General features: G+C 43.5%; 16 protein-coding genes. 11 read left to right on the forward strand and 5 right to left on the reverse strand.

All coding sequences use genetic code 11. The features are described from left to right. The first annotated feature begins 4 nt into the window (after positions 1 to 4). From DCO56_RS12815 to DCO56_RS12855, 9 genes are all read left to right on the forward strand, one after another. Positions 5 to 2,632 (forward strand): peptidase associated/transthyretin-like domain-containing protein, encoded by a 2,628-nt coding sequence (locus DCO56_RS12815; protein ID WP_108634161.1) that lies wholly within the window; start codon positions 5 to 7, stop codon positions 2,630 to 2,632. A 181-nt stretch (positions 2,633 to 2,813) separates the two neighbouring features. Beyond that, the gene (locus DCO56_RS12820) at positions 2,814 to 3,389 is read left to right on the forward strand and encodes a Crp/Fnr family transcriptional regulator (protein WP_108634162.1); all 576 of its coding nucleotides are present in this window, start codon (positions 2,814 to 2,816) and stop codon (positions 3,387 to 3,389) included. A 64-nt stretch (positions 3,390 to 3,453) separates the two neighbouring features. Beyond that, positions 3,454 to 4,464, forward strand: a complete 1,011-nt coding sequence (locus tag DCO56_RS12825) for an NAD-dependent epimerase/dehydratase family protein (protein WP_108634163.1) — start codon at positions 3,454 to 3,456, stop codon at positions 4,462 to 4,464. 244 nt (positions 4,465 to 4,708) lie between these two features. Further along, on the forward strand, positions 4,709 to 8,719 hold the full coding sequence (locus DCO56_RS12830) for a two-component regulator propeller domain-containing protein (protein WP_108634164.1): 4,011 nt from the start codon (positions 4,709 to 4,711) through the stop codon (positions 8,717 to 8,719). A 183-nt stretch (positions 8,720 to 8,902) separates the two neighbouring features. After that, positions 8,903 to 11,767, forward strand: coding sequence for a glycoside hydrolase family 31 protein (locus tag DCO56_RS12835; RefSeq protein WP_245935834.1), 2,865 nt, complete (start codon positions 8,903 to 8,905; stop codon positions 11,765 to 11,767). Between the two features lie 29 nt (positions 11,768 to 11,796). Further along, positions 11,797 to 14,934 (forward strand): SusC/RagA family TonB-linked outer membrane protein, encoded by a 3,138-nt coding sequence (locus DCO56_RS12840; RefSeq protein WP_108634165.1) that lies wholly within the window; start codon positions 11,797 to 11,799, stop codon positions 14,932 to 14,934. 11 nt (positions 14,935 to 14,945) lie between these two features. Continuing rightward, positions 14,946 to 16,574 (forward strand): RagB/SusD family nutrient uptake outer membrane protein, encoded by a 1,629-nt coding sequence (locus DCO56_RS12845; RefSeq protein WP_108634166.1) that lies wholly within the window; start codon positions 14,946 to 14,948, stop codon positions 16,572 to 16,574. 52 nt (positions 16,575 to 16,626) lie between these two features. Next, entirely contained in the window at positions 16,627 to 17,562 is a 936-nt protein-coding gene (locus DCO56_RS12850; RefSeq protein ID WP_146191056.1) for a hypothetical protein, read from the forward strand. 192 nt (positions 17,563 to 17,754) lie between these two features. Then, on the forward strand, positions 17,755 to 20,160 hold the full coding sequence (locus DCO56_RS12855) for a glycoside hydrolase family 2 TIM barrel-domain containing protein (protein ID WP_181390542.1): 2,406 nt from the start codon (positions 17,755 to 17,757) through the stop codon (positions 20,158 to 20,160). A 91-nt stretch (positions 20,161 to 20,251) separates the two neighbouring features. Here DCO56_RS12855 and DCO56_RS12860 read toward each other — a convergent pair whose 3' ends face one another. The 4 genes from DCO56_RS12860 to DCO56_RS12875 form a co-directional block, all read right to left on the reverse strand. Next, complete coding sequence (locus DCO56_RS12860) at positions 20,252 to 20,617, reverse strand: response regulator (protein ID WP_108634169.1); 366 nt, start codon at positions 20,615 to 20,617, stop codon at positions 20,252 to 20,254. After that, complete coding sequence (locus tag DCO56_RS12865; RefSeq protein WP_108634170.1) at positions 20,607 to 22,172, reverse strand: PAS domain-containing sensor histidine kinase; 1,566 nt, start codon at positions 22,170 to 22,172, stop codon at positions 20,607 to 20,609. The genes DCO56_RS12860 and DCO56_RS12865 overlap by 11 nt, the downstream gene beginning before the upstream one ends. Positions 22,173 to 22,401: 229 nt before the next feature. After that, a complete protein-coding gene (locus DCO56_RS12870; protein ID WP_146191057.1) occupies positions 22,402 to 22,707 on the reverse strand; it encodes a hypothetical protein in 306 nt (101 codons plus the stop codon). A gap of 181 nt (positions 22,708 to 22,888) precedes the next feature. Continuing rightward, on the reverse strand, positions 22,889 to 24,241 hold the full coding sequence (locus tag DCO56_RS12875) for a DUF3472 domain-containing protein (RefSeq protein WP_108634172.1): 1,353 nt from the start codon (positions 24,239 to 24,241) through the stop codon (positions 22,889 to 22,891). A gap of 235 nt (positions 24,242 to 24,476) precedes the next feature. Between DCO56_RS12875 and DCO56_RS12880 the strand changes: the two genes are divergently transcribed. Next, complete coding sequence (locus tag DCO56_RS12880; protein WP_108634173.1) at positions 24,477 to 24,935, forward strand: GNAT family N-acetyltransferase; 459 nt, start codon at positions 24,477 to 24,479, stop codon at positions 24,933 to 24,935. A 115-nt stretch (positions 24,936 to 25,050) separates the two neighbouring features. Beyond that, positions 25,051 to 25,623 carry a hypothetical protein gene (locus DCO56_RS12885; protein WP_108634174.1) on the forward strand — a complete coding sequence of 191 codons (573 nt, stop codon included), beginning with the start codon at positions 25,051 to 25,053 and terminating at the stop codon, positions 25,621 to 25,623. Between the two features lie 4 nt (positions 25,624 to 25,627). Here the strand turns inward: DCO56_RS12885 and DCO56_RS12890 are convergent, their stop codons facing one another. Then, the gene (locus DCO56_RS12890; protein ID WP_108634175.1) at positions 25,628 to 26,986 is read right to left on the reverse strand and encodes a hypothetical protein; all 1,359 of its coding nucleotides are present in this window, start codon (positions 26,984 to 26,986) and stop codon (positions 25,628 to 25,630) included. Between the last annotated feature and the right edge of the window lie 10 nt (positions 26,987 to 26,996).

The following is a 26,996-nucleotide window of genomic DNA, read 5'->3' on the forward strand; positions in this document are numbered from 1 at the left end:
CCCGATGAAAGAAATCTTTTGCAGTCTATGCCTGTCCATACTGTCCACACTTGTTTTCGCACAGGAGAAAATCGATGGTATCGTCAGCAGCGACAAGCAGCCAGTAGCTTATGCAACCATCGTAATCGGCTATGCCAACAGTAGTCTCCATACGGTCAGAAGCAATAGTATGGGCCAGTATACATTTCATCTGACGAAAGAAGAAATGTCCAGGGTCCAATGGATCGAGGTGAGTCATATCTCCTATGAAAAAGTCCGGAAGGAATATAAAGACCAGAACCAGAAAGTGAACTTTGAGCTGGTCAAAAAGTCTATTCAGCTGGCGGATGTCACTGTCAGGAGCAGACCGTTGGCCGTACGTCGAGCCGGTGATACCACGCGTTACGCAGTCACTAACTTTGTCTCCGCCGAAGACAGAAATATCGGGGATGTGCTGCGACGCATGCCCGGCATTGAGGTGGACGAGAATGGTGTCATCAAACACAATGGCAAGACCGTCAGCCGCATGTACGTGGATGGCGATAATATCTTTCAGAATGGCTATGGCGTCGGCACCAGGACAATACAGCCCAAAGCGATAAAAGACGTGGAGCTGGTCCAAAATCATGAACATAAAAAAATCAAACAGGGGGTAAGCAACTCCGAAGATGTCGCATTAAATCTCGTTCTGAACGAAGATGCTAAAATGATCTGGTCAGGGGAAGCTACCATTGGTATTGCGGCGCCAATAGATGGTTTTATCAACGGGAATACCATGAGCTTCAAAAAGAAGTATAAAACCCTGAATACGTTGCAGTATAATTCTATAGGAGAACGCATAAACAACGATGTGGAATCCATTGCGTCATTGAACCTGACTGAACCGATTGCAGCAGCTACTCCTTCTGTACCGACAAATAAGTATTACAACAACAGGTCTGTAGCCTTTAATACCAATCAGTTTTATAAATGGACCGAGGGCTGGAGCTCCAGCCTCAATGGTAATCTGTGGGCCGACAGGGAGCGACTCATAAGTGATGGTACGCAAAGATATCTGTTAGCCGATGGCAGTGAGGTTACCTACAATAATTACTATAATACTACAAAAAAGCCTTTTTTTGGGCGAAGTAGCTTTACGCTGGAGGGCAATGACAATCGTTTTTATTTTAAAAATACCATCGATTATAAAGCGGAGAACCACCATCACCATACCTGGCTGCTGGATGATGAAGCACGTTTTGATCAACGGGGCCGGGATCAGCTGAATTTTATTTCCGAATCCATGGAATATACGCCCAAGTTAAAAAACAAAGACCTGATCACCTTTAATCTGGATCTGGAACGCAAATGGCATAAAGACCGGCTGGAAGTATCTCCCGGTGTGATGTCGAATTATTTAAATGAAAATCAGCCCTACGATGCTGTTGGGCAAGCCGTTTCTTTGCCACAGACCAATGGAAATATTCAGGTCGCCTATACACGTAACAATACACGCTTAAAACGGACATATTTTGCTCGTTTGAATTATCTCGATAAGGAGCTGAATTCAGCATTGAACTTGGTCACAGGTGGATCCGTATTTGATAACGAAAGGTTTCCCGACAACAATTTACGCTGGAAACAACAACAAATGTCTGCTGGTGTAAAGCTGGACTGGAAAAACAAGGATTTTATCTTCTCCGGAGCTTTTCCTCTGACCTGGAATGGATGGGATATTGCTGATCGTCTGCTAGGATCAGCGACAACAACAAAGAAATTGTTGTTTACACCATCTGTCTCCCTGCAAGCTTACCTGCCCAATAGGGATTACTTCCTGTTATCATTCCGTTTTAATCAGGAAAATTCGGACCTCGATCAGCTTTACCCGAATCCAATCCTGAGTAATTTTAGGGAAATAAAAAGTTTTGCTGCACCGTTGTATTTCACTTCCAGTCAAGCTTATGTATTGCGCTATAACATCGAACGGCCAATCAGTTTATTTTACCTGAATGTAACAGCTTCGCATTTACGTACACAAAATGATTATCTAATCGGTCAGGATATAACACAACAGGGGATCATCAGCAAATTGCTTCCCTATGATAATCAGGCAACGACCAATAGTCTGACACTGGGTATGTCCAAATCCCTATTGAAAGAGGGGATTTATTTAGGGTTCAATGCAAGTATAAATCAAAATAGATACAATCAACTTCTGAATGGTCAATTTACGGCAGCCACTGGTACTACGATGACCTTAAGTCCGCGGCTTGAATATAAGGGAATCTCCCATACGGCATTGACCTATCAGTATAGTTATAGCAGATTTTTGAATAAGCTTAGCGGCGAACAGGAACAAAATTCCAACCGCTATACCTCAAATACCCATAGTCTAGGTGTGCTTTATGTCGTTGGTACCTACCTCTTTGTGAAAGGAACCTGGAGCTATGGCACTTATCAAAGCAGTACGCTTGATCCCATTACCAATAGCTTTTTGGACGCCTCCATTCGGTACAAACCTCTTAAAAGCAAACATAGCTTGGAACTCAACATTAATAATATCCTCAATAAAAAACTATACTCCAGTTACAGCTTGACTGCGAACCTGGAAAATCGGCAAACCATTCCGTTACGTGGGCTACAGTCCGTATTGAAATACAGTTTTCTGTTTTAGGTTAACGTGTGCCGCGGGCCATTACGGGTAGCAACAACCTCAAGTCGGAGCCGGATAGGTATCCAATTTGATTTGAGGTTCATCTGAATGAGATTGGATCAGCTGTGGTTCTCTTCCAAAAAAACATCGTTATGATACATGGATTTATTCCCTATATTGCAAAAAAAATAATCGGTAGGAGATGCACGCGAAGTTTATTGAACTAATTACACAACGGGTCACACTTTCAAGTCTGGAAAAGGATTTGTGCCAACATTATCTGGAACCGGTAAAGTTTCCTAAAAACCATATCATCGAGGAGGAGGGGAAGGTGCCCGCTTATCTGTATTTTGTTGTATCGGGCTTTGTCCGATTGTTTCATTATAATGATAAAGGCGATGAGGTAACTACACATATCAACTGTCCACCGGGATTTATCACTTCTTTTGTAAACTTCAATAATCAAACCCGATCGGATGAAAATCTGGAATGCATCACAGAATGTGAACTACTGCGAATCGGCAAAAGTAATCTTGACCTTTTAACGGAACAATCACCCGCATTTAAAGATTTCAGTATCTATGTATTTCAACTGTCGCTATCCTACAATGAGAAAAGATCAAAGGAACTGGCTACACTTACGGCTGAAAAACGTTATCTGAAATTGATGGCTGAGCAGCCGGAATTGCTCCATAACGTACCAATGCAGTATATTGCATCTTTTCTGGGCATGAACCCCAAAAGTTTGAGCCGCATCCGTAAACGGATCATTAGGTAACATTTGTGAAGTGATTTTAAATCGCAAGGGCAGAACTTTGTCGTAACATTTAAAATCAACGCACATGACAACTAAAAATTTGGTATTGGTGTCCGGAGCAAACGGACATTTAGGTAATAACCTTGTCAGATTACTGATAAGAAAGGGCTTTCAAGTACGCGCCTCGGTGCGGAATATCAACCGCAGCGACAGTCTAAAAGGATTAAACTGTGAAGTCGTTCAGGCAGACATCGAGGATAAAGCCGCATTTAAAAATGCGTTACAGGGCGTCGAAACCTTCTATGCTGTGGGCGCCGCTTTTAAACTATGGGCGAAAGATCCACAAAAAGAGATCTACGAAGTGAATATGCAGGGGACACGAAATACTATTGAAGCTGCCGCTGAAGCTGGTGTCAAAAAAATCGTCTATGTAAGCTCCATAGCCGCGCTGAACTATAGTTACACGCCCACCAAAGAATCCAACGGTTACAGTCCGGATCGCAGGGATGCCTATTACAATTCGAAGAATGACGGGGAAAAGCTGGCATTCAAACTGGCAGAAGAACTGAATATCGAATTGGTCTCCGTGATGCCCGGCGCCATGATCGGCGCTGAAGCTGCTCTTCCCCTGAATGTCTCCTATGATATCCTAAAATTGATATTAAACAAACAGATTCCCGTCGACACCGGTATTGCCCTCAATTGGGTGGATGTCAAAGACGTCGCCGAAGGCTGTTACCTCGCTGCTATGAAAGGGAAATCGGGGGAGCGCTACATACTCGCAAACGAAAAGTGTATGCGCATTACTGACACCACCAAAATAGCACAAAAACTATACCCTGAGCTCAATTTACGTATTCCAATGTCAGTGCCCAAGTTTGCGCTCTATGGAATTGCTGGACTGATGCAGTTGTCAGCGAAGTTAAAAGGGAAACCACCCATAATCACGACAAAAGATATTGCAATGTTCTCAGGTCTTCAACAGGATTTCGATATTTCTAAGGCAAGAACGGAACTGGGATTTAACCCCAAAAGCAGCGAACAGGCAGTCACCGAAGCATTGGCCTATCTGATGGAACACAAAATACTGCTTTAGCGTTTGCGCGAAATAAATGCATCATAAATTGATTTATGATGCAATTTTTATTGTATGATGCATAGCTTGTCAACATATAGCCAACAAGCTTGTCTTTATATGATTGAGCTCTTAAATTTTTATCTGCGGTATATGGTTTTTTTATAAGCTACCTTAAATAAAGATGCATTGTTCGCATTAAAAAAGCATATTGGGATTTGCTGGATCTGCTCAATTTTTTGTATCATTGGGGAGATCATAACCAATGCAGCAGCTTAAGTCTTTTTTATACGCGTATATCCACCTCATTTTTCTCCTTTTGTTAGGGCAATCTTCGGCTTGGAGCCAGGTCAATAGCTATGCTTTTAAAACCTTAACTTCTGACCAAGGCCTGGTTCATAATCACGTCAATTGTGCACTCCGGGATAAGTATAATTACCTTTGGTTTGGTACCGAATCGGGCTTGAGCAGATTTGATGGTGTACAATTTACAAATTTTCGTTATGCAGCCAGTAAACGTACAGGACTGAGTGGCAATGTCATTTCTGGGCTCTTTGAAGGGCCCGAAGGAAATGTATGGATTCGTACCGCGAATCGGATGAATGTATATGATCAACACTCGGGCATCATTATCCAACAAATAGATTCCATATTGACTGCCCTAAAGCTGCCTGTGATGGATGTCTATTCCATCAGGCCTTTGGATGAGCATTGCTTTGCACTTTTGTATAGCGATCGTTCTCTGATCTTGTTCGATTATCTAAAGAAAACGTATCGCAAGGTGCCGCAGTTGACCAAGGACAGCAGAATCACCGATGTAATTCCCGGCAGAGGCCAAACCATCTGGGTAATCTACGAAAACGGCCTACTTGGCAACATCGATACAAAGTCACTGCAAAGTATAAAGACCAGCAGGCTGCCAATGCCGAACAAACTGATAAATTATAACCTCTTTACCGACCGCGATGGCGCAATCTGGATCTTCTCAAAAGATATTCCGATCGGCGTTTACTGGCTTGATCCCAAAGACGGACAAATTCATCATCTACAAAAAGAACTGTCCAATCCTTTCGTGGGTAATATTGTTCAAGACGATCAGGGACAGCTTTGGCTGGGCACCGATCATGGCGGCATCAACATCTATGATAAGAAAAATAATAGCATCCAGCGAATTGGCAATGATAGATATGACTTAAGGAGCCTGCCTTACAATAGCATTACGTCGCTATACCGGGATAAATCAGGAATTATCTGGGTCGGAACTTATAAGGGCGGGATCAGCTATTATCATCCCAATTTGTTGTTGTTCTCCCTAATCAAAAATTATCCCGGACTCCCCAAATCGCTCCCTTTTGATGATGTCAATAAGTTTGTAGAAGATCGTAAAGGCAACCTCTGGATCGGAACAAATGGGGGTGGATTGCTCTATTATGATACCAAACAGAAGACTTTTACTCAGTATCTCCATGATCCAGCTAACCCAAATAGTCTGAGTAGCAACGTGATCGTCTCCTTATTTTTGGATGCAGACGATGTACTCTGGATAGGAACTTATCGAGGTGGTATGTGCCGTTTTAATGGCAAAGATTTTCAGGTTTTCCACCGAGATCCGGCTCCCGGAGGGCTAAACGACGATAGTGTATGGGAGATCTATGAAGATAGTCAGCATCGTTTTTGGGTAGGAACACTGAGCTCGGGCCTTTATCTTTTTGATAAAAAAACGCAGCGCTTCGCAAAAAAACATACCCGACGGGGTGAAACTGTCAATAGCAATTATATATCGGTGTTGTTTGAGGATTCAAAAAAACGCCTGTGGATCGGTACAGCGACAGGTCTGGCGCTGCTGGCGCCTGACGATAAGATCAGCTATATCAGCACCGTTAGTTCTCCGCTAAAACTTCGTAACGATCTAATTTATGATATAAAGGAGGATAAAAAAGGTCGTATTTGGGTAGCGACACAAGAGGGACTGCATGTGATAGATGAAAAAAAAATTAGCTACCTGACACAAGCAGATGGACTCAGTGAGGATGCGATCCTGGCCTTACTGGTCGATAATCAAGGTGATATTTGGGCATCAACCAATAAAGGACTGTCAGAGGTCGTCGGTACGGGGCAGGCACAAAAATTTATTATCCGCAACTTTACACAGGAACTGGGCCTTCAAGGGAATGTATTTAATGAGAACGCTGCGTTAAAATTGCAGGATGGAAGACTTGTTTTCGGCGGGCCAAAAGGATTTAACTTTATCGATCCTTCAAAAATCAGGGACAAAAGTGAACTGATACTGCCGGTTTTATCTAATCTCTACTTATTCAACAAACGGGTGGCAGTAGGTGAGGAATTTGCGGGTCGTGTGATTTATGGTCAATCCTTAAATAATCTCAAGAAGCTGACTCTCCCGTACACCCTGAATGCCATCTCCCTGGAGCTCTCCACCTTTGATTATCTGCAACAGCATAACGGTCTCTACCAATATCAGCTTAGTGGCCTAAGTGATAAATGGTTTGATTTTGAACCGGGGACCATGCGCGCCAATTTTACCAATCTGGACAGCCGGACCTATAGGTTGTACATCCGGCATGCCATCGCTTCGAATAGCTGGTCGGAGGGAGTGCTCCTCCTAACAATCGACGTACAACCGCCGCTTTGGCGTTCAACATGGGCCTTCCTTTTATATGGAGGCCTGATATTGGTCGTACTTTGGACGTATATTTATTTAACCAAGCTGCGTGCCAAGACGCGCAATCAACTCTACCTGGCGCAGGAACAGGCCTCACAAGCCAAAGAACTGGATGCCTTAAAAACGCGATTCTTCACAAATATTAGCCACGAGTTTCGGACACCGATCAGTTTGATTCTGACACCAACGCAGCAGTTGTTGGATGGCGAACAACATCCGGATAAAAAAGCAGACTTAAACTTGATCAAGAAAAATGCAGACCGTCTACTCAAACTCGTCAATCAGCTCCTGGACTTCCGAAAGCTGGAAAAAAGTGAATTGGAACTGAGCGAAGAATATGGAGACCTTATGGGTTTTATGCGCGAACAGCTCGATGCTTTTATAGGACTGGCACAGAGCAACCAAGTTATATTGCAGGTTAGTCTCGCCCCACAGGTGTATTCGGTCTGGTTTGACAAAAATAAGCTGGAAAGCATTATTTTCAATTTGATGTCGAACGCAATCAAATTTAGCCCACTATCCGGCATCGTGACATTCAAGGCCAAAATAGGTGAAGAAGGTATGGCAAAGATATTGTCTATTGAAGTCCAAAACCTAGGGACAACAATTCCCGAAGCCCTTCAATCCCGTGTTTTTGAACGCTATGTTCAACTGGACGTTCCTAATGGTAAACTGAACCAGGGTACAGGTATCGGGCTTTCTATCGTCAAGGATTATGTAGAGTTTCTGGGAGGTAACATCAGACTGAACAGCAATGCGGGACGGACAACATTTTACGTGGAGTTGCCTATACACAGCGTGGAGACGAGCAGCGATAGCAACGAAAGTAGCACGCGGGATAAACCTTGTATTTTATTGGTCGAAGATGATGCTGACTTTCTTCACTACCTTGAGCGAATGCTCAGATCAACCTATCTAATTACTTCTGTACAAAGTATCAATGAAGCAAAGCTGATTCTAAATAAACAACAGGTTGATCTGGTGATCACTGATTTTAGCTTGCCCGGCGATACTGGATTGGATCTCTGTCGCTATATAAAAGCTCATACCAAGCTGGTCCATATCCCTGTACTTATCATAACCGCCATCGTCAATCAGAAAACTGAACTGGAAGCCCTACAAGCTGGCGCCACAGATTATATCAACAAGCCTTTTAATGTGAGTCTGCTGCGTTCTAAATTGGCCCAAATACTTAGTCAGCAGCAGACCTTGGTGAAACGGTACAAAAAACAGATTAACGTACAGCTGACGCAACCCGATATCGAGTCTGCCGATGAACAGTTTATCCGTACGCTTGTAAAGGAAATTGAACAGGACATCAGTGACTCGTCGCTTTCTGTCGAACTGCTAGCCAAAAGAATGAATATCACGCGCGTAGGACTTTATAAAAAAGTGCTTGCCATTACAGGCTATTCACCGATGGAATATATCCGTCATATCCGGCTTAAACGTGCTATGCATCTGGTTCAAAACTCAAAATTATCGATGGCCGAAATTGCGTATGCAGTCGGATTCGGAAATCCCAAGCAATTCAGTAAATATTTTAAATCTGCTTTCGGTAATTTGCCTTCATTCTACCGTAAACAGCTGTAAAACTACTATTTAAGTATAATCAATGCCCTGCATTATATTTTGTATGTTAACAAAACAACCCCTAAAAGTTAACAAATCATAACCTTTATACAACCGGTTGCACCCTATATTTGATTTGTTCTTTCGATGGGAAAGGACACGTAATAACCAAGGGAAATATAGTAACCAATAATCTTATTTTAAATGCGCAACTTAACGTATGCTTTAAGTGGTTTGATGCTCTTCGCAATGCTGCAGCAAGGGCTCGGACAGGCCAGCAAAGCTCATTATGAAAAAACACCAACCGGTATCAAAGTCAGCTTCAAAAATTCGGAAACTTCCATCGATCAAGATGTCTATTTGGATGTCGTAACGGATAAAATCGTGCGTGTCACGGCAGTTCCGGCTGGTGCCACCTTTCCAAAACAAACGAGCATGGTGATTATTGATTCATTGCGTCGGCAAGTGAAATCACTGGTTGTCAGTTCAAGCGATTCGACGGTAAATGTGCAAACAGCAAATATAAAGGCAGTCGTCTCCTTGGTAAGTGGCAAAGTAGAATTCTTGGATCTCACGGGGCAATCCATCATTAAAGAGGCGAAGCGGAATTCAAATTCCTTTTTACCGAACAGTTATCAGGCTGATGCATTTTATCAGATCAACCAAGACTTTATCGTCAATTCCGAAGAAGGGATTTATGGGCTTGGCCAACATCAGAATGCCGTCATGAACTATAATCGTGGGAAGCAAGTTTCTTTGCTGCAATACAATACGGAAATCGGGATCCCTTTTTTGCTATCAACCAATAACTACGGGATCTTATGGCACAATTACTCCATTACAAAGGCGGGTGACGTCAGGCCATTGCTGCCCTTAAATGCCTTCAAGCTTCTGTCAAAAGAAGGTGAACCGGGCTGGCTTACCGCGACCTATGTAAATCGGAACCAGGCCGACGAAGTGTTCGTATCCCGACCGGAATCGATCATCGATTATGGTTATCTAACGGATCAGCACAAGTTTCCAACGGGGATAAAGCTGGCTGACAGTGAAGTCATCTACGAGGGCAGCCTTGCTTCGCCCTATACAGGCAAGCATGTGCTGCATTTCAAATATTCAGGTTATATGAAAGTCTGGATAGACGGTGAACTTGTAGCCGACCGCTGGCGGCAATCCTGGAATGCAGGTACTTTTGAAATCGAAAGGAATATGAGCAAAGACCAGCCGCAGCAAATCCGAATGGAATGGATACCTGATGGCGGTGAATCTTATTTTACCTTAAACTGGCAGAGCCCTATTCCCGCAGCGCGTGAAAATATATTCTCTTTTAATTCGGAAGCTGGTGATGCCATTGACTATTACTTTGTTCGGGGTACATCGATGGACGAAGTCATTTCGGGCTATCGCCAATTGTCCGGTAAGGCACCTATTATGCCACTTTGGAGCTTTGGGTTCTGGCAGAGCAGGGAACGTTATAAGACCCAGGAGGAAATTGAACAGGTGGCTGCGGAATTCCGGAAGCGTAAAATTCCGATTGACAATATTGTTCAAGATTGGTCTTACTGGTCTGAAAACGACTGGGGGAGCCAAAAATTTGATCCGAAACGCTTTCCGGATCCTCAGGCAATGATCAAAAAATTACATGATCAACACTTTAAAATCATGATTTCGGCATGGCCCAAAATCAATGAGGAGTCTACAGTATACCAAGAATTTAAAGCCAACAAATGGATCTATCCACGCAATATCTATGATGGCCGTAAAGATTGGATAGGAAAAGGGTATACGTCTACTTTTTATGATCCTTTTAATAAAGGAGCGCGCGATGGATTTTGGAAGTTGTTGGACGATAACCTCTTCAAAATTGGAATTGACGCCTGGTGGATGGATGCCAGTGAGCCGGACATCCATTCCAATATCGATTTAGATGAACGCAAATCGGTCTTTCAACCCAGTATAGGATCATCTGTTCGCTACTACAATGCATTCCCTTTGCAAAATGCCAAGGGTATCTATGAGGGGCAGCGTGTGACAGACCCCAATAAAAGGGTTTTTATTTTGACACGATCCTTTTTTGCCGGACAACAACGCTATGCTGCGGCAGCCTGGAGCGGTGATATTGCCTCCAGATGGCATGATATGAAAGATCAGATCGCTGGGGGGATAAATTTCTCGATGTCAGGCACGCCCTATTGGACAATGGATGCAGGCGGCTTTTTGGTCGAAAACAGATTTCACAAACCGAATGCAACTGATCTGGAAGAGTGGCGCGAACTCAATAGCCGATGGTACCAATACGGCGCATTCTTACCTTTATTTAGGGCCCACGGACAGTTTCCATATCGGGAACCGTACAATATTGCTCCCTCGGATCACCCTGCTTATAAAAGCATGACTTATGCAATCAACCTGCGTTATAAATTGCTATCCTACAACTACAGTCTTGCGGCAAAAACATTTTTTGAAGATTATTCGATGATACGTGGGCTCGCCATGGATTTTCCACGGGACAAAAACGGCTTTAACAGCAACGATCAATACCTCTGGGGGCCATCCTTACTGGTCAATCCAGTCACCGAAAAAGGAGCGACATCCCGCAAAGTACATTTCCCGAAGGGTACGACCTGGTATGATCTATATCATGGCAAGCAGATCGAAGGAGATCAGGATCTCCTTGTTGCAGCACCTTATGAACGCATGCCAGTCTATGTCAGAGCGGGCGCAATACTACCCATTGGGTCGGTCATGCAGTATACAACAGAGAAAAAACAGGATATACTGGACCTTTATGTCTACGATGGAGCAGATGGTCATTTTTCACTTTATGAAGACGAAGGAAACAATTATAATTATGAAAAAGGGAAATTTAGCCGCATAGATTTCAACTATGACAACACGACAAAAACGCTGTCCCTGCAAGAACGTAAAGGTGATTTCGACGGGATGCTGACCAAAAGGAAGTTTAATATCATTTTTGTCACTGACAAGAATGTAGTCGGGCTGGATGTACCATCAAAAAAATCAACAGCAGTATCCTATACGGGTAAAGCTGTACAGATCAAATTAAAATAAATAAAAAACCAACTTATAAATCAAGACGTATGATAAGCAAACAATTGTTGAGCAGGGGCGTGGCCGTCGTGGTCATGACCAGCGTGACCTCTTTGGTCTGGGCACAATCCTTCACAGGATCGGTTGTTTCGGCTGATTCGGGCTTGCCAATCGGGGGAGCGAGTATCAAAGTAAAGAATCAGAAGATTTCAACAAGTAGCGATGAATCGGGCAAATTTTCATTGACGGTCGGTACCGGAACAATTTTAACGGTCTCTTATGTGGGGTATAAAACCGAGGAAATTACAGTTACTGGTCCCAATATGGTGATCCGCCTACAACCACAAGCTTCCGATCTCGAAGAAGTAGTTGTCATTGGCTACGGTGTGCAAAAGAAGAAATTGAATACAGGAGCCAATTTGAAGGTAGAAGGTGAAGAACTGCAGAAACGCAATCAGTTGAACCCCCTGCAATCGCTTCAGGGGCAAGCGCCGGGGGTATCCATCACCTCCACTTCCGGTCAGCCAGGAGCAGATATGAAGGTCGTCGTCCGCGGACTGGGAACAATCGGCAATTCCGGTCCTCTATATGTCATTGATGGCGTCCCCGGTGGCGATATTTCGGTCTTGAATGCCGCCGATATCCAATCCATTGATGTTTTAAAAGATGCCGCCTCCGCAGCCATCTATGGCTCGCAGGCAGCAAATGGGGTTGTCCTCGTCACGACAAAGATGGGGGCCGCAGGTAAAAATGTACTTTCGTTCGATGGCTATACAGGCATTCAGAATGTTTCGCGCAAAGCGAAGTTATTGGATGCAAATCAATACAAGCTGATCATGAATGAGCAATCGCTGAATTCGGGTGCGTCGCCGATCAATTTTGATGGTATGGAAGGCTTAGCTAACACAAGATGGCTGGATTACATGTTCAAGGACAATGCAAAAATGGACAATTACAACGTGGCGCTTACGGGCGGATCGGAAAAATCCACCTATGCCTTGTCGATGAACTATATTGGTCAAGAAGGAATAGCAGGTGGTAAAGAGGTGTCCAATTACCAGCGTTATGGTTTTCGAACAAACTCGGAGCATAAACTCTTTGATAATTTTGTAAAAATCGGCCAGCACCTCAACTTTAACTATATAAAAAATCGGGGTATTGGTGTCGGCAATCAATACAACAATACGCTACGCGGCGCATTTGCCACGTCGCCCTTGTCACCGGTCTATTCGGACAATGGCCTATATGGCAGTCCTTTCAATGACACCTCCAACTCGCCCTGGTATAATGGGGACAGTAATCCATATGGTGTCATGATGACCAATTCGAATAACAATAACGATGGTCAGAAATTGCTAGCCGATATTTTTGCAGAGATCGAACCGATCAAGGGGTTAAAAGTCCGCTCGCTATTGGGGTTCAACTATTATGCCTCAGAATATCGGAGTTTCACGCCTTTGTACCGCTTTTCGATTTATACCTACAACCAGGATCATACGACTACCTCGCAGAATATGAGCAAGGGGCATACGCTTACCTGGACAAATACCGCATCCTATGACTTTGATATCAACACAGACCATCGCTTTTCGGCCATGCTGGGTATGGAGTCGTTACGTTATCAGGGAACCTATCTGTCAGGATCCAACTGGAACTTGCTTTCCCAGTTTAACGATTTTGCGCACGCTTACCTTGACAATACCACGGGGCAGGCGCATTTGGATGAAAAGGGTAATGTCGTGGAGACCAGGACGGTCTCGGGAAAGCCTGAAAATATCTCCCGAAGGGTTTCATATTTCGGAAGACTGGGTTACAATTACAAGGAAAAGTACCTATTGAATGCGACAATACGGGCAGATGGGTCCTCCAAATTTTCACGTAGCAACCGCTGGGGGTATTTCCCTTCGGTGTCGGCTGGCTGGGTCATTTCTTCGGAAGATTTCTTTAAGGAGAATTTAGCTGGTGTAAACTTCTTCAAACTGCGTGCTTCATGGGGACAGGTGGGCAATCAGGATATTGCTGATTTCCAATATGCAGCGCCCATTAGTACCTCAACAGGTATCACCTCATCCAATCCCGGAGCGCATTATGTCTTCGGAACAAGCAACAACAATATTGCTGGCGCCTATCCAAGCCGTTTGTCCAATCCAAATTTGACCTGGGAAACCTCCGAGCAAACCAATATTGGGTTTGATGCCAAATTTGCGAATAACCGCCTGGATGTGGTTGCCGACTTTTATGTCAAAAAGACTAAAAATTGGTTGGTTACAGCTCCAGTCTTGGCAACGACAGGAACACTGCCTCCATTTATCAATGGGGGTGATGTAAAGAATACAGGTGTGGAGCTTGGGCTGAATTGGGCTGACAAGATCAATGAACTCAAGTACCGGGTGGGGGTAAACGGAGCCTACAACAAAAATAAAGTTGGCCAGATCCCTACCGAAGACGGCATTATTCACGGACAGACGGCCATGTTGTACGATAATTCAGAGGAATTCTATCGTGCTGAAAATGGCCTGCCCATTGGTTACTTCTGGGGATATAAGACCGACGGTCTATTCCAAAATCAATCCGAAATTGATGCTTGGCGAGCAGCTGGAAAAGGTATCCTGCAAGCGGATGTAAAGCCTGGCGACGTAAAATATGTAGATCAAAACAACGATGGCATTATCAATGCCTCAGACAAAACAAATCTGGGAGTAGGCATGCCTGATTTTACCTATGGTTTTAATATTGGTCTAGATTATAAAGGTTTTGATTTATCGGTGAACGCCTATGGTTCCCTCGGGAACAAGATTGTACAGTCCTACCGTAATCATACCAATAAACAGGCAAACTATACAACGAGAATACTAGATCGATGGACCGGGGAAGGTACTTCCAACAGCATCCCGCGCGTCACTGAAACGAACGTCAACTGGCAGTTTTCAGACCTTTATGTTCAGGACGGGGATTTTCTGCGGATCAGCAATGTTACCTTAGGCTATGATCTTTCCAAACTTATCAAGTGGAAGTATGGCAATCAGATCCGTTTCTATGTACAAGGACAAAATCTGTTCACATTCACCAAATACGACGGTATGGATCCCGAGATTGGCTATGGTACGGACGGCTGGGTATCGGGCATTGATCTGGGCTATTACCCAAGACCCCGGACAGTTCTATTTGGCCTAAATGTTAAATTCTAAATCAAGAAATCATGAAAAAAACGAGCTATATCTATCATTCCATGTTATTGGGATCCTTACTATTAGGGTCATGTTCATCCAATTTTTTAGATGTCGAACCGATGACAAGCGTTTTGGAGAGCAATTTTTATAAAACAGTGGCCGATGCTGAAATGGCTTTAGTCGGCTGCTATGACGGTTATCAAAGGACGACGTCCAACGGCAGCCAAGCCTTTTATATCACGTCGGAGATCGCCTCGGACAACTGTTTTGGCGGTGGGGGGACAACAGACGGCCGAGGGTTTCAAGCAATAGACCGTTTTGATATTGCACAATCCCAATCGGACAATAATATCTTTGACGGCACCTGGTCAGATTACTATGCCGGTATTTTTAGATGCAATACGCTACTGGGGAAATTGGATGGCACCGACTTCTCGGGAAGCACAACCGCACGCGCGCGAATTGAAGGTGAAACCAGATTCCTACGTGCCTTAATGTACTTTGATCTTGTACGCCTTTTCGAAAGAATACCTTTGTTAACGAGTCCGACCAACGAGAATATTCCGCAATCGGATCCTAAAGCGATTTATCAATTGATTGTTTCGGACCTCAAATTTGCGGCTGCGAACATTCCGGAGACAGCTTATCCGAAATCGGCAGCCGCCACCAATGACGGTCGGGCTACGACATTTGCTGCAAAAGCGCTCTTGGCCCGTGTTTATCTCTTTTATTCGGGATACTATGGCAGCGAGGACATCGGCGTATCCAGAGCAGAAGCCCTGACGGGGTTGGAAGACGTGATCAGCAGCGGACAGTTTGCCCTGGTGGCAGATTTTAAGAATCTATGGCCAGCAGCAAGTTATATTCCAAATGCCAGCAACAATACACTAGATATTTCCAAATATGCCGGCAAGGGAAATTCTGAGGTCGTATTTGCGCAGAAATTTAACAATACCTCTAACTACAGCGGGTATGTCGATGGTAATCGCTGGGTAGTATTTCTAGGCCTGCGGGGCAAAAATTGGTCGCCCTATGGACAGGGATGGGGTGTATGCACGGTAAGTAAAAACTTCTTCAATGAGCTTGACAATAACGACACACGTAAGACGGCGTCCATCATTGATATCGAGGGCGAAAAAATAACGGGTTTTGACCTCAAAGATCAGCGCGAATACACGGGATACGCCGTAAAAAAATATGCACCCACCGCATTGCCGGATGGCACCACGAATACGGGTGGAGATAAGGATATGCAATTATCACAGGATCAGGATTACTTTGTGATCCGCTATGCCGATGTCCTGTTGATGGCAGCCGAACTGGGTTCCGTAAATGCACAAAAATATTTTGACGAGGTGCGGAAAAGGGCTTATAAAGCCAATTTTGTAGCGCTGCCCGTATCAAAAAGCAATATTCTAAAGGAAAGAAAATTTGAGTTTGCATTTGAAGGTATCCGCTATTGGGACGTGCTGAGACAAGGGCTGGATATGGCAGCAACCACGCTACAAACATCAGAAGATGTGCTTAGTGGTTCGGTGCCTGAGAAAGTTATTGTAAACCGAGAGCGTTTTTTGACAACAAGAGGCTTTATGCAAATTCCAAACAAGCAGATCACCCTTTCCAACGGTATATTGAAACAGAATGCGGGATGGAATTAAGCGTAAACACCGTACAATGGACTATTGGTTTAACTATAATAAATTGATAAAAATGAAAAAGATACTAACAGTTATCATCTGTTTTTTTGCGGGGATGATATTCTTTGGGAGCTGCACTCCGGAGAACTATACACTGGGTGACATCGATGTCACATCGACACAATTGGCAGAAGGAAAGGCCTATACCGTTGAGCATGACGCCAATAATCCGAATATTGTCTATTTGACCAGTTTAATGGATCCCAAATATACGCCTTTATGGGAACATCCACAGGGACGCAGCCAGGAAAAAAAGGTAACGCTGAAAATGCCTTTTCCCGGGGAATACACGATCAAGTTTGGCGTCGAAACCCGAGGGGGAATTGTCTACGGAGAGCCGGTGTCATTTAAAATCGATCAGATGTATGCCGAATTTATCAGCGACGAGACCTGGACTTTGCTGACGGGTGGCGCAGGAGAGGAGAAAACATGGTATCTGGATCTAGACGCAGATGGCATCTCCCGCTACTTTAAAGGCCCCCTATATTTTTACGGCACAGGAGACTGGTGGGGAACGATAAACAAAACCGGTGAGCCGCTCAATAGTGACAGCTGGAGCTGGGAGCCCGATTGGAAAAGCAACAGCTGGCTTATGCCCGCGGGTGACTATGGTAGCATGACTTTCGACCTGAAAGGCGGGGCAAACGTCAACGTGAAGCACGCGATGTTGGGTAAAGTTCAGAAAGGGACTTTTAATATTGATACCGAAAAGAAAACCATGCGTATGACAGGGGCTTCACCTTTGCACGGAAAGCCGCAAGATGGGATCGTCGTCGACTGGGGAGATGTACGTATTATGTCGCTGACGCAAAATACCATGCAACTGGCGGTACTACGGGATCCGGTGCTGTCGAATGACGGTGCCGCCATGCTGACCTTCAATTTTATCAGTAAAGCCTATAAGGAGAGTTTGACTGAAAATGGAGCGGAAACCAATAACGATAAATAAGATAATTGATCCTGACTATTTACCTAAAGCTTATTCAATACATACCATTTGTACGATCTATCACCATCAGGATAGGTCCATGTAAGTAAATATGCATGAGACAAATGAATATATGATTGATCAAATTTGGTGCCTACAACGGGAGATAAATTTATGTGGAAACGACTATTTTATAAAGGATATTGCCAAATAATGAGCCTGCTGTTCCTAACATTGGTAACAACAGGCTCTTCCATCGGGCAATCCAGACAGGTTATTAATTTTAATCCGGGCTGGTGGTTTAAACTGGACAGTAGCCAACAATATACCGATGACCGAAGGGGAGAAGGCTGGCGCTACGTTGACCTACCGCACGACTGGAGCATTGAAATGCCATTCAGCGCAAGCAGCCCTGCGGCTAGCGGCGGGGCTTACCTCGATGGTGGAATTGGCTGGTACCAAAAATCATTTAAGCTGCCTAAGGCTGAAAGGGGACAACGGATATTTATTGCATTTGAAGGGGTGTATGAAAACAGTGAAGTATGGATCAATGGGCATTTCTTAGGCAAAAGACCCAACGGTTATATCGGATTCGAATATGAAATGTCACGCTATCTGTTCCAGGATGGCAGGGAGAACCTGCTTTCGGTCAAAGTAAATAACAACAACCAGCCCAACTCGCGTTTCTATTCAGGTTCCGGGATTTATCGGGATGTAAAATTAGTTGTCCGAAATCCGATTAGCGTAGCCAGCAACAGTACCTTTATAAGAGCCTCACAGCTCAATGAAAAACATGCCGTCGTAAACCTGTCGCTGGAAATTGAACAGACCCTTAAGGAAGCAAAAACGATCACGGTACTGACGCAATTGCTTTCGCCAGACGGCCTGTCTATTGCAAGTGAACATACGATTTTGTCAAAATTAAAAACGGGGCTTCACCACATCCAGCAGCAAATATCCATTGACAATCCTATTTTGTGGAGTATTGAAACGCCGCGGCAATATACGGCACGCGTACAGTTGATTGCGGATGGCCAGGTGCTGGATGAACAGAATAACAAATTTGGTTTACGTAATTTTAACTTTGATCCTCAACAGGGTTTTACGCTAAACGGGAAGCGTCTTAAAATCCGAGGTGTGTGTCTACACAGTGATCTCGGTGCACTGGGTATGGCATTCAACCGTTCTGCAGCATTACGTCAACTACGATCCATGAAAGCAATGGGTGTCAATGGGATACGCACATCACACAACCCTGCAGCACCGGCATTTTTGGATCTCTGTGATAGCTTGGGTTTTGTGGTGATGAGTGAAACATTTGACGTTTGGAAGGGGCACAAAAACCCGTATGACTATCATTTATATTGGGATCAATGGTACAAACGGGATTTTGTGGACCATGTTAAACGCGACCGTAATCATCCGTCGCTGTTTATCTGGTGCCTGGGTAATGAAGCGCAAGAACAGTGGCATTCAAAACCGGATGGAACAGCTATTCCAATCGCTCTGGCCTCGATAGTCGACAGCTTGGATGGAACCCGTCCGACTACCATTGCAAACAATGAACTTTCCAAAGCGAATCCGGTGCTGATGAGTTCTGCAGTGGACCTGATAGGCTATAACTATAACCATAAAAAATGGGCAAGTTTTCCAGAAGATCATCCTGGCAAAAAGTTCATCGTAACGGAAAGTACTTCTGCATTGGAAAGTCGTGGACAGTATGATTTGATTCCTTATGATTCCGTTCGCATGTGGCCCGAAAGATGGGATATCCCTTTCGATGGAGGCAACAAGGATAAGAGTATATCGGCTTATGACCATGTATTTACGCCTTGGGGATCAGACCATCAGACGAGTTTGAGGTTAATGGAAAAGTACGATCATATCGCGGGCATGTATGTATGGACGGGATTTGATTACCTTGGTGAACCCACACCTTATACTTGGCCGGCAAGAAGTTCGTACTTTGGAATTGTGGACTTAGCAGGCTTCCCGAAGGATATATATTATTTGTACCAAAGCGTATGGACATCGAAGCCTGTCCTACATGTATTGCCTCATTGGAATTGGAAAAAAGGAGATAAAATAGATGTGGTGGTTTACTTTAACCAAGCAGACCGGGTAGAACTTTATCTCAATGGCAAAAAGATAGGCGATAAGAAAAAAGATTCCGACCGTTACGAACTCGTTTTTAAGGGTATAGCATTCGAACCCGGCACGCTTGAGGTTATCTCTTATCAGCAGGACAAAAGAGTCTTAAGTAAAACAATCCGTACAGCAAAAAAAGAACAGCGCATAGCACTGATTGCAGAAAACGACTCACTTAGTGTCGCGACAAATGAACTTTCTTTTGTACATGCCTATGTTGTGGACGAGTTTGGCACCCTTGTTCCCGATGCAGCAAATAAAATTGATTTTGAGGTGGAGGGAGATGGGGCAAAAATTGTGGCGACGGATAATGGGGATACAACAGATCATACGCGTTTCCAGTCGACATCGCGACGGACATTTCATGGTAAAGCGTTGGTTATTGTATCAAGTAAAAATAAAGGCCAAATTGTCGTAAAAGCAAAAAGTAAGGGGCTTATTTCGGGGGATGTTCGCATCAAGGTTGAATAGGGGAATCAGCCCTATTTTTGTTGGACTGTCGGCAATGCCTTGTCATCTTACTTAGCAAAGCATTGCCCACTAGTCCATTCGAATAATCCTGTTAATTACTTAATATTGTATTGATTTTGGAAGTAATCTCATCCAGATCAAAAGGTTTAGCAATAAAACCATTGGCACCTAAATCGTCTGCAATGACAGCTCCATCGACACTCGCGGAAAGGATAAGAACTGGCAAGTCTTTCACTTCAGGCGTATTTCGGATAATTTTTATGACCTGATCACCCGATAGCAACGGCATCCATAGGTCCAATAACAAGAGATCTGGCCGGTGCGTCGTGAGCTGTTTAATGAGATTGGTACTGTTGATCTCGCATATAACATTAAATCCTTCTAATTCGAGAAATAGCTCAAGCATCTCTACTATTCCTTGATCGTCATCACAGATCATTATTTTTCTACGCTCCATGGCTTTCGTCGTTATTTGTAATTGGTAATGTGAAATTAAATGTAGACCCTTCTCCGGGTTCACTTTCTACCCATAGCGTTCCATTATGATTGGCAATAATCTCATGCGATACATAGAGCCCGATCCCTAATCCGGGAAATTTTTTCTGTATATGGCTAGCCCTGAAGAATCGTTCGAATATTTTCAGTCTGTCCTGATAATTGATACCCATGCCGTAATCTCTTATGGAGATTTTTACAAAATTGGCAACTTTGTGCATCCTTACTTCCACCTTATTTGAATCGGGTGAGTATTTAATAGCATTGGATAATAGGTTATTAACTACTTGGATGATCTGTAGCTCGTCCCCTTGGACAATGGCGCCTGTAGTACCCGATAGCTGGATTTCATAACCGGGCACAGCGAGCGTAATATTATCAATTGCCTCGCGAATTGTCTGATCAATATCAAATGGCTCCATATGCAATTCAATATGACCGGACTGTATTTTTGATGTATCCAACAGTTTAGTGATTAAGAGATTCAAGCGATCGACATAGGCCGACATCTTATCGAGCGTGCTCACAAACTTGTCATTCGAATGATCTGGGCTCATGCGCTGTAAAATTTGAACCAAACCTTTAATCGTCGTGAGGGGCGTCTTGAGCTCATGGCTAGCAATGGACAAAAAATCGTCTTTTCGCTGGTCTTGCTCTTTTTTCTCCGTAATATCTTCGAAAGCAATCAATATGCGATCTTTGTAATGCCCTTCAAATTCAATGCGATAAGCATTTATTAACATCACTTTACGGCCTATATGGGGAAATATATTGTCGACCTCGTAATCAATAACAGGATTGTTGGTCGGTAGAATCTGGGTCAGGAGCTCTTTCAAAGATTTGATATTCCACTGTTGCATCCCAAGTTCAAAGAGAGGTTTTCCTAACGTTTCTTCGGAGGAAACCTTAAAAGAATTTAAAAAATGTTTATTCGCACTCAACACGATATAATTGGCATCTAATACCAATAAACTCTCCCGGACAGTTTCAATGATACTGGAGAGAAAAATTTCCTTTTCCTGTAATTCTTTTGTTCGTTCCTGTATTTTAAGTTCGACATGCGCTTTCTCTTCCCTAAGGTCGTACTCGGCTTTCTTGCGCGCCGTTATATCATTTTGTACACCTATAAAATGGGTTACCTGTCCCGCTTCGTTTTTAACTGGAGATATAAAAAGCTCATTCCAAAAAAGTGTACCATCCTTGCGGTAATTACGAATTTCGACTTTACATTCTTCACCCCGCTGGATACTTTCTTTTAAAAGCTGGCGTTGCGGCTGTGAACGATCCTGAGCCTGCAAAAAACGGCAATTATGCCCAATAATCTCGTTGTGCGAATAGCCACTGATAGTTTCAAATGCTTTGTTGCAATAGATAATCGGATTGTCGTATTGCATATTATCTGTAATAATAATGCCTGAATAGGCGGAATTTAAGGCTTTAAGATAAAGATCGAGATCATTGCTCGAATTATGAATGGTATGTTTTGATTTATCAATATACGTGTTTTTTTCTTCCATATACGTTTAAGACCCTAACGAATTAATGTCCTACAATTTAATTTTTAATTTGAAAACTAAATGCAAACCATATGCCTTTTCTGTATTGACCGTATTTTTTTAAACAAAATGGGTATTTATCCCTATAAGGCATGTGAAAGAGCGGATCAGAAGTTAAGCCCTTCCAGGTGTTCTTTCTGAAGAATTCGGCCAGTGACCTCATTGACAAGGAACATTGACTACACGCCACTTAGTGATGCCGATTTCCTTTTTGATGGTAGGGTACATGCTGAGGTGAATTTATCACTTGGGCATGTTTGTTGTCGATGACCACCTGCGGATCAGCATGCTGCAAGGCAACAATATCTGGATTAATTTCCGTAGCCAGATCTTTAAATGGCCGATAACCGATAGGTTTATTTTGTTGTTTACCTTTTGATTTATTTTTGGCTTTCTTTTCCTGTTCTTTATGTTTAACTTTTTCTGTATGACGCTTGAATAAAATCAATGCTGCTCCAGTAATCAGGGCAATAGCAAATTTGAATTTGAGATGCATAATAATTCTTTTTAGTTGATCTTTTCTGAATGAACAAAGCCAGGACATAAATCGTTTACCTTTTAACACAGGCATTCCTTGAGGCAAAGTTGTCTATAAATCACAAAGAGCGATATGGTTGTAGCCATATCGCTCTTTGTGATTGGAATATTACAAGACACCCTTACCCGGAATTATATAGCTATGGTAGGGTAGTGAAGTCAATTGCAGGAGCGGGATTACCATTGTTGAACGTAAATAAAGTGCCCGGGCTAACAACAGTATTGAAAAATCCACCATTTTTAAGGAAGAAACTGCTTCCATTGGTACCGCCCATGGCATCTATACGCTGGTTGATGGAATAGGTGCCGTCTACGGTAAATTTGGCCTGAACCACCGGCAACCAGGTGCCGGATGCGGTGCGTACCCATTGATTTTTATAATCCGCCGAGCGTCCAAGATAGCCGTTATCCGCATTGAAATTTTCCAAAAAACTGTGGAAATTGGTCAGATAAGTTGCTATTTTAGGTCGTTTCCAGCTTGCAATCAAGGTCCAAGTATTTACCGTCGGATCATTGAACCAGGCTGTAAAATCGGTCGCGCCGTTGCCATCGGGTTCACCCTTGAGTAGGAATTTATAGTTCTTGCCGCTTGTCCAACCATACTTCATATAACTTTGTCCACCGGAACCTTCACCGCCAAATTCGCCTGTTGTAGTATTTGCCCCCTTACGGTTAAGGGTAATGCGGTCCTCAACAGGTATTTCCGCCGGATTGTCGGTGCTGTAGGGACTCCATACCGAAAACAGAATGCGGCGCTCGCTGGCCGAATTAACCTGCATGCCAAAATAGCCCTGACCAAATCCATTGGCCATAAAGTAAGAACCTATTTTGTCTTCGCCCGTAGGAACATTGATTTCGCTATAGTAGTAGGAAACCTGCTGGTTGGTCGGCACCGAATAACTTAAGTGACAGGAAGGCCCGCGTCGTGACCAGTAGTAAGTATTGTCGACATTATTGTCGCTATAGATGGTAGTTCCGCTAGTAGCGCTTCCGCTCAAAATAAGGTGCGAAACATCCGCAAAGTAACCCCCAGTCTTGGAGACACCCTGAAGGTCCATTTTTACGTAACCAGCAGCATTTAATGTGTAGTTGCCCACTGCATAATCCTTCACGGTACCGCCTTTTAGACTAATTTGTTTGCTGACGCCATTAATGGTTAGCTTGACCACGCTACTGTCCCCATTTGGCAAGACTTTAGCCCGGATTTTTACGGTTAATGTACCTGCCTGCGGCAGCTTGGCGTAAGTACTTACGATGCTATTGGCACTGGTCCAGTTGGCTAGGCCATTGCTATTGATCACTTCAGCAGCGCCGATAGGTGCCGATGTGACAAAGGCATTTCCTCCAAGGGGAACTTCATAACCGTTAGGCCCCGGGGTGGCCGCCCGCAGTGATAGTTTTTCTTCGGTCTCCGTTTTCTCCACAGTCTTTTTGCAGGAAACAAAACAGACCAATGCAGCACCGAGCAGTGCTAGAAATTTGATTTTTCTCATAATTTATTTTTAATTGTTCAGTACGAATTTATTAAACAACTTTCATATTGTGAAAATTAATTAAATGTAATCGATTGTGCTATTTACTTTTGTAACAGAATATACAATTCAGGGTAATTTACAGACAGCTGACATTTGCGCAGTTCATTGGGTTGCTGATTTTTGTATATTGCGCTAACCGCTATTAGCCCAAATTTAAGCGGATATCATTACACATTATAAAAAAGCATAAGGAATGGATTTAAAAATCAGACAGGCACAGGAACATGAAATCGATGTATTATTGGAATTTGAACAGGGAATCGTGGCGGCAGAACGCCCTTTTGACGATACATTGGAAGAAGGTGAAATTCACTACTACGACCTGCTGGAACTCATAAAATCACCAGAAGCAGAAGTATTGGTCGCTGTGGTCGGCAGTGAGCTTGTCGGATCTGGCTATGCGAAAATAGTCGATGCCAAGCCATATCAAAAGTTTGCCCGATATGTGCATTTGGGATTTATGTATGTCAAACCAGATCACCGTGGGCAGGGGATCAATAAATTGATTCTGGAAGCATTGCTAAGCTGGGCAAAAGAAAGAAATATCTCGGAAGTGAGGCTTCAGGTTTATGATCAGAACGACAGTGCAATAATCGCCTATAGTAAAGTCGGGTTTAAGCCCAATTTACTGGAGATGAGAATAGAAATTTAGAGATTCCCCTGGTCAGAAGTGTCAAGGGAAGATATTAAGGGGCTTATGCTTTTCTTTTCATCCAGGACGGGACCAGAAACAGAAACAAAAGAAGTACAATACTGTTATACCAGGCATGAAAGTCTTGATCAGCATATTTTTTATTTTTCTATACGTTTCCGTTATTGGACAGACGGGGACCTATCGGCTTGTGACTACCACTGGTGCTTCAAGTACGATGGTGATCAGATCCATGCAATCCACTGTAGTTGCCGATGTTTTCGCCTGGTGGAATATTCCTTCTGGCACCCATGGCACTTTCTCAGGGAAGGGTACCTGCACTGGCAATAGCTGTATCTTAAAAGAAAAGGACGATCAGGGCTGCACACTGAAATTGACTTTTGTGGGAAAGCAGCTTAAAGTTCAATTTTCGGGTTGCAACAGACAGAATATACCCGAGGATTTTTCGGGTAGTTATAATCAACTGACACTACGAACGCATGGCACCTATCGGACCAGACCGGCTAAAACCTATTTTTATAAATATCCAAGACTTACTAAAACACGGAAAAATTATCTCCGGAAAGGGACTACGGTCCAAGTGAATATTGAAAATATCGTCGACGACCGTTGGGTTTACATCAATTGTCGTGACAACCTAGGCAAGGTATCCAGCGGTTATATTTTATGGTCCAGTCTAGGACAATAAAACGCTATTTGCTATTGTAACGTCTGCTTTCAAATCGGCCCGTATCAACCCCGTGCTTCCCAAAGTTTGTTAAGACCAGCATTTTTATTTTTTCGAACTGTTGTGCAGAGAGTCCATCCTGTTCTTTGGCAACCATATAAAAATAGGTCCCTTTGTATTTCTGAAGTATAGAACGGACGGAAGCGAAGTCCATATTATCGAGGATTTCCGATTTCGGTTCTCCAGCGCGCGGCATTGCAATTGAAGTACTATACCGGATGGGTCTAAAAGTCGAATCTACGGCTTGCTGGCCAAATGGAGTAGGCAGAGATTCTTTGGGGTTATAGACTGTGAGGTAAATCGGTATGGCTAAACTATCATCGCGGCTAAATATGCTCTTATTCATCACGGCGTAAAATTTTTCGGCTGGATTGACTACTGTCAGATCGTAGTTTACACTATCTGGATGTTGGATATACTGTTCCAACAGTTTATTATCTTCGACATGCCGCAGGCCGATCACATCGATTTCGGCACCGTAAGGATCCTGGGGAATATCGGGGCTAAATACCACAGTAGCGCGAGGGTCATTGGTCCACAAAAATATAGGGCCGAATGTAAGTCCGTATTCCGCGGCCACATTTTTGGCTTTTTGCACATTGTTTTCGTAGTCTGTTTCTATGCTAAGAATCCCATCTCGAAAACCTGCCATTTCTTTGTCCCGTTGTTGCTGAATAAAATCAGCGCCACAGGTGCGAATGAGCATGACGAGTGCAAATACCGCAGATATGGGTAGTGCAATGTATTTGTAGTCACGTTTTTTAGATTCTTCGAGTTGGGAGACAAGCGCTTTTGCATTATTTTTTTGCTTGCTACCTACGGCGACACCGCTGGTAGCGATATTCTCTTTAAGGTGTTCATTCTGCAGCACTACAGCCTGCTGTCCAAGATGACGCAAAAGCTCTTCCCTGAATGCAGTAAAGATAATGATATCGGCGGCTGATTTTGGATGATCAGGATTAAACAGCCAAACCAGCTTTTTACCATTATTGAGTTTGATCCGCATAGATGGTGGGGGAGCCTGAAGCAGACCATAGGGTGGAATACTATGAATATCTTTGTAAAGAACACGTCCATAACTGTGGGATGTAAACCCATTCTCATCCAGACTGATGGTATCCATTGCCCTAGATTTCTTGACAAAACGCCAGACACCAAATCCCATCATGCAAAGCATAAGTATAATATTAGGCCAAAAAATCCACTGCACATAATTCATAAGCCATACCGTCGGCAGAATAATGCCGAGCGGTATCCCAACGAGAACCAGTATTAGATAGAGAAGTCCGCTGTTATTCTGGTATTTGAATGTATATTCTTTCATTGTATGTCCT

It is taken from the genome of Sphingobacterium athyrii (assembly GCF_003071065.1).
Lineage (GTDB): Bacteria > Bacteroidota > Bacteroidia > Sphingobacteriales > Sphingobacteriaceae > Sphingobacterium > Sphingobacterium athyrii.

Bases quoted from the DNA above. Each gene is read 5' to 3' on its own strand.
- DCO56_RS12815 (WP_108634161.1), top strand. From the start codon at position 5: ATGAAAGAAATCTTTTGCAGTCTATGCCTGTCCATACTGTCCACACTT.
- DCO56_RS12820 (WP_108634162.1), top strand. From the start codon at position 2,814: ATGCACGCGAAGTTTATTGAACTAATTACACAACGGGTCACACTTTCA.
- DCO56_RS12825 (WP_108634163.1), top strand. From the start codon at position 3,454: ATGACAACTAAAAATTTGGTATTGGTGTCCGGAGCAAACGGACATTTA.
- DCO56_RS12830 (WP_108634164.1), top strand. From the start codon at position 4,709: ATGCAGCAGCTTAAGTCTTTTTTATACGCGTATATCCACCTCATTTTT.
- DCO56_RS12835 (WP_245935834.1), top strand. From the start codon at position 8,903: ATGCGCAACTTAACGTATGCTTTAAGTGGTTTGATGCTCTTCGCAATG.
- DCO56_RS12840 (WP_108634165.1), top strand. From the start codon at position 11,797: ATGATAAGCAAACAATTGTTGAGCAGGGGCGTGGCCGTCGTGGTCATG.
- DCO56_RS12845 (WP_108634166.1), top strand. From the start codon at position 14,946: ATGAAAAAAACGAGCTATATCTATCATTCCATGTTATTGGGATCCTTA.
- DCO56_RS12850 (WP_146191056.1), top strand. From the start codon at position 16,627: ATGAAAAAGATACTAACAGTTATCATCTGTTTTTTTGCGGGGATGATA.
- DCO56_RS12855 (WP_181390542.1), top strand. From the start codon at position 17,755: ATGAGCCTGCTGTTCCTAACATTGGTAACAACAGGCTCTTCCATCGGG.
- DCO56_RS12860 (WP_108634169.1), bottom strand. From the start codon at position 20,617: ATGGAGCGTAGAAAAATAATGATCTGTGATGACGATCAAGGAATAGTA.
- DCO56_RS12865 (WP_108634170.1), bottom strand. From the start codon at position 22,172: ATGGAAGAAAAAAACACGTATATTGATAAATCAAAACATACCATTCAT.
- DCO56_RS12870 (WP_146191057.1), bottom strand. From the start codon at position 22,707: ATGCATCTCAAATTCAAATTTGCTATTGCCCTGATTACTGGAGCAGCA.
- DCO56_RS12875 (WP_108634172.1), bottom strand. From the start codon at position 24,241: ATGAGAAAAATCAAATTTCTAGCACTGCTCGGTGCTGCATTGGTCTGT.
- DCO56_RS12880 (WP_108634173.1), top strand. From the start codon at position 24,477: ATGGATTTAAAAATCAGACAGGCACAGGAACATGAAATCGATGTATTA.
- DCO56_RS12885 (WP_108634174.1), top strand. From the start codon at position 25,051: ATGAAAGTCTTGATCAGCATATTTTTTATTTTTCTATACGTTTCCGTT.
- DCO56_RS12890 (WP_108634175.1), bottom strand. From the start codon at position 26,986: ATGAAAGAATATACATTCAAATACCAGAATAACAGCGGACTTCTCTAT.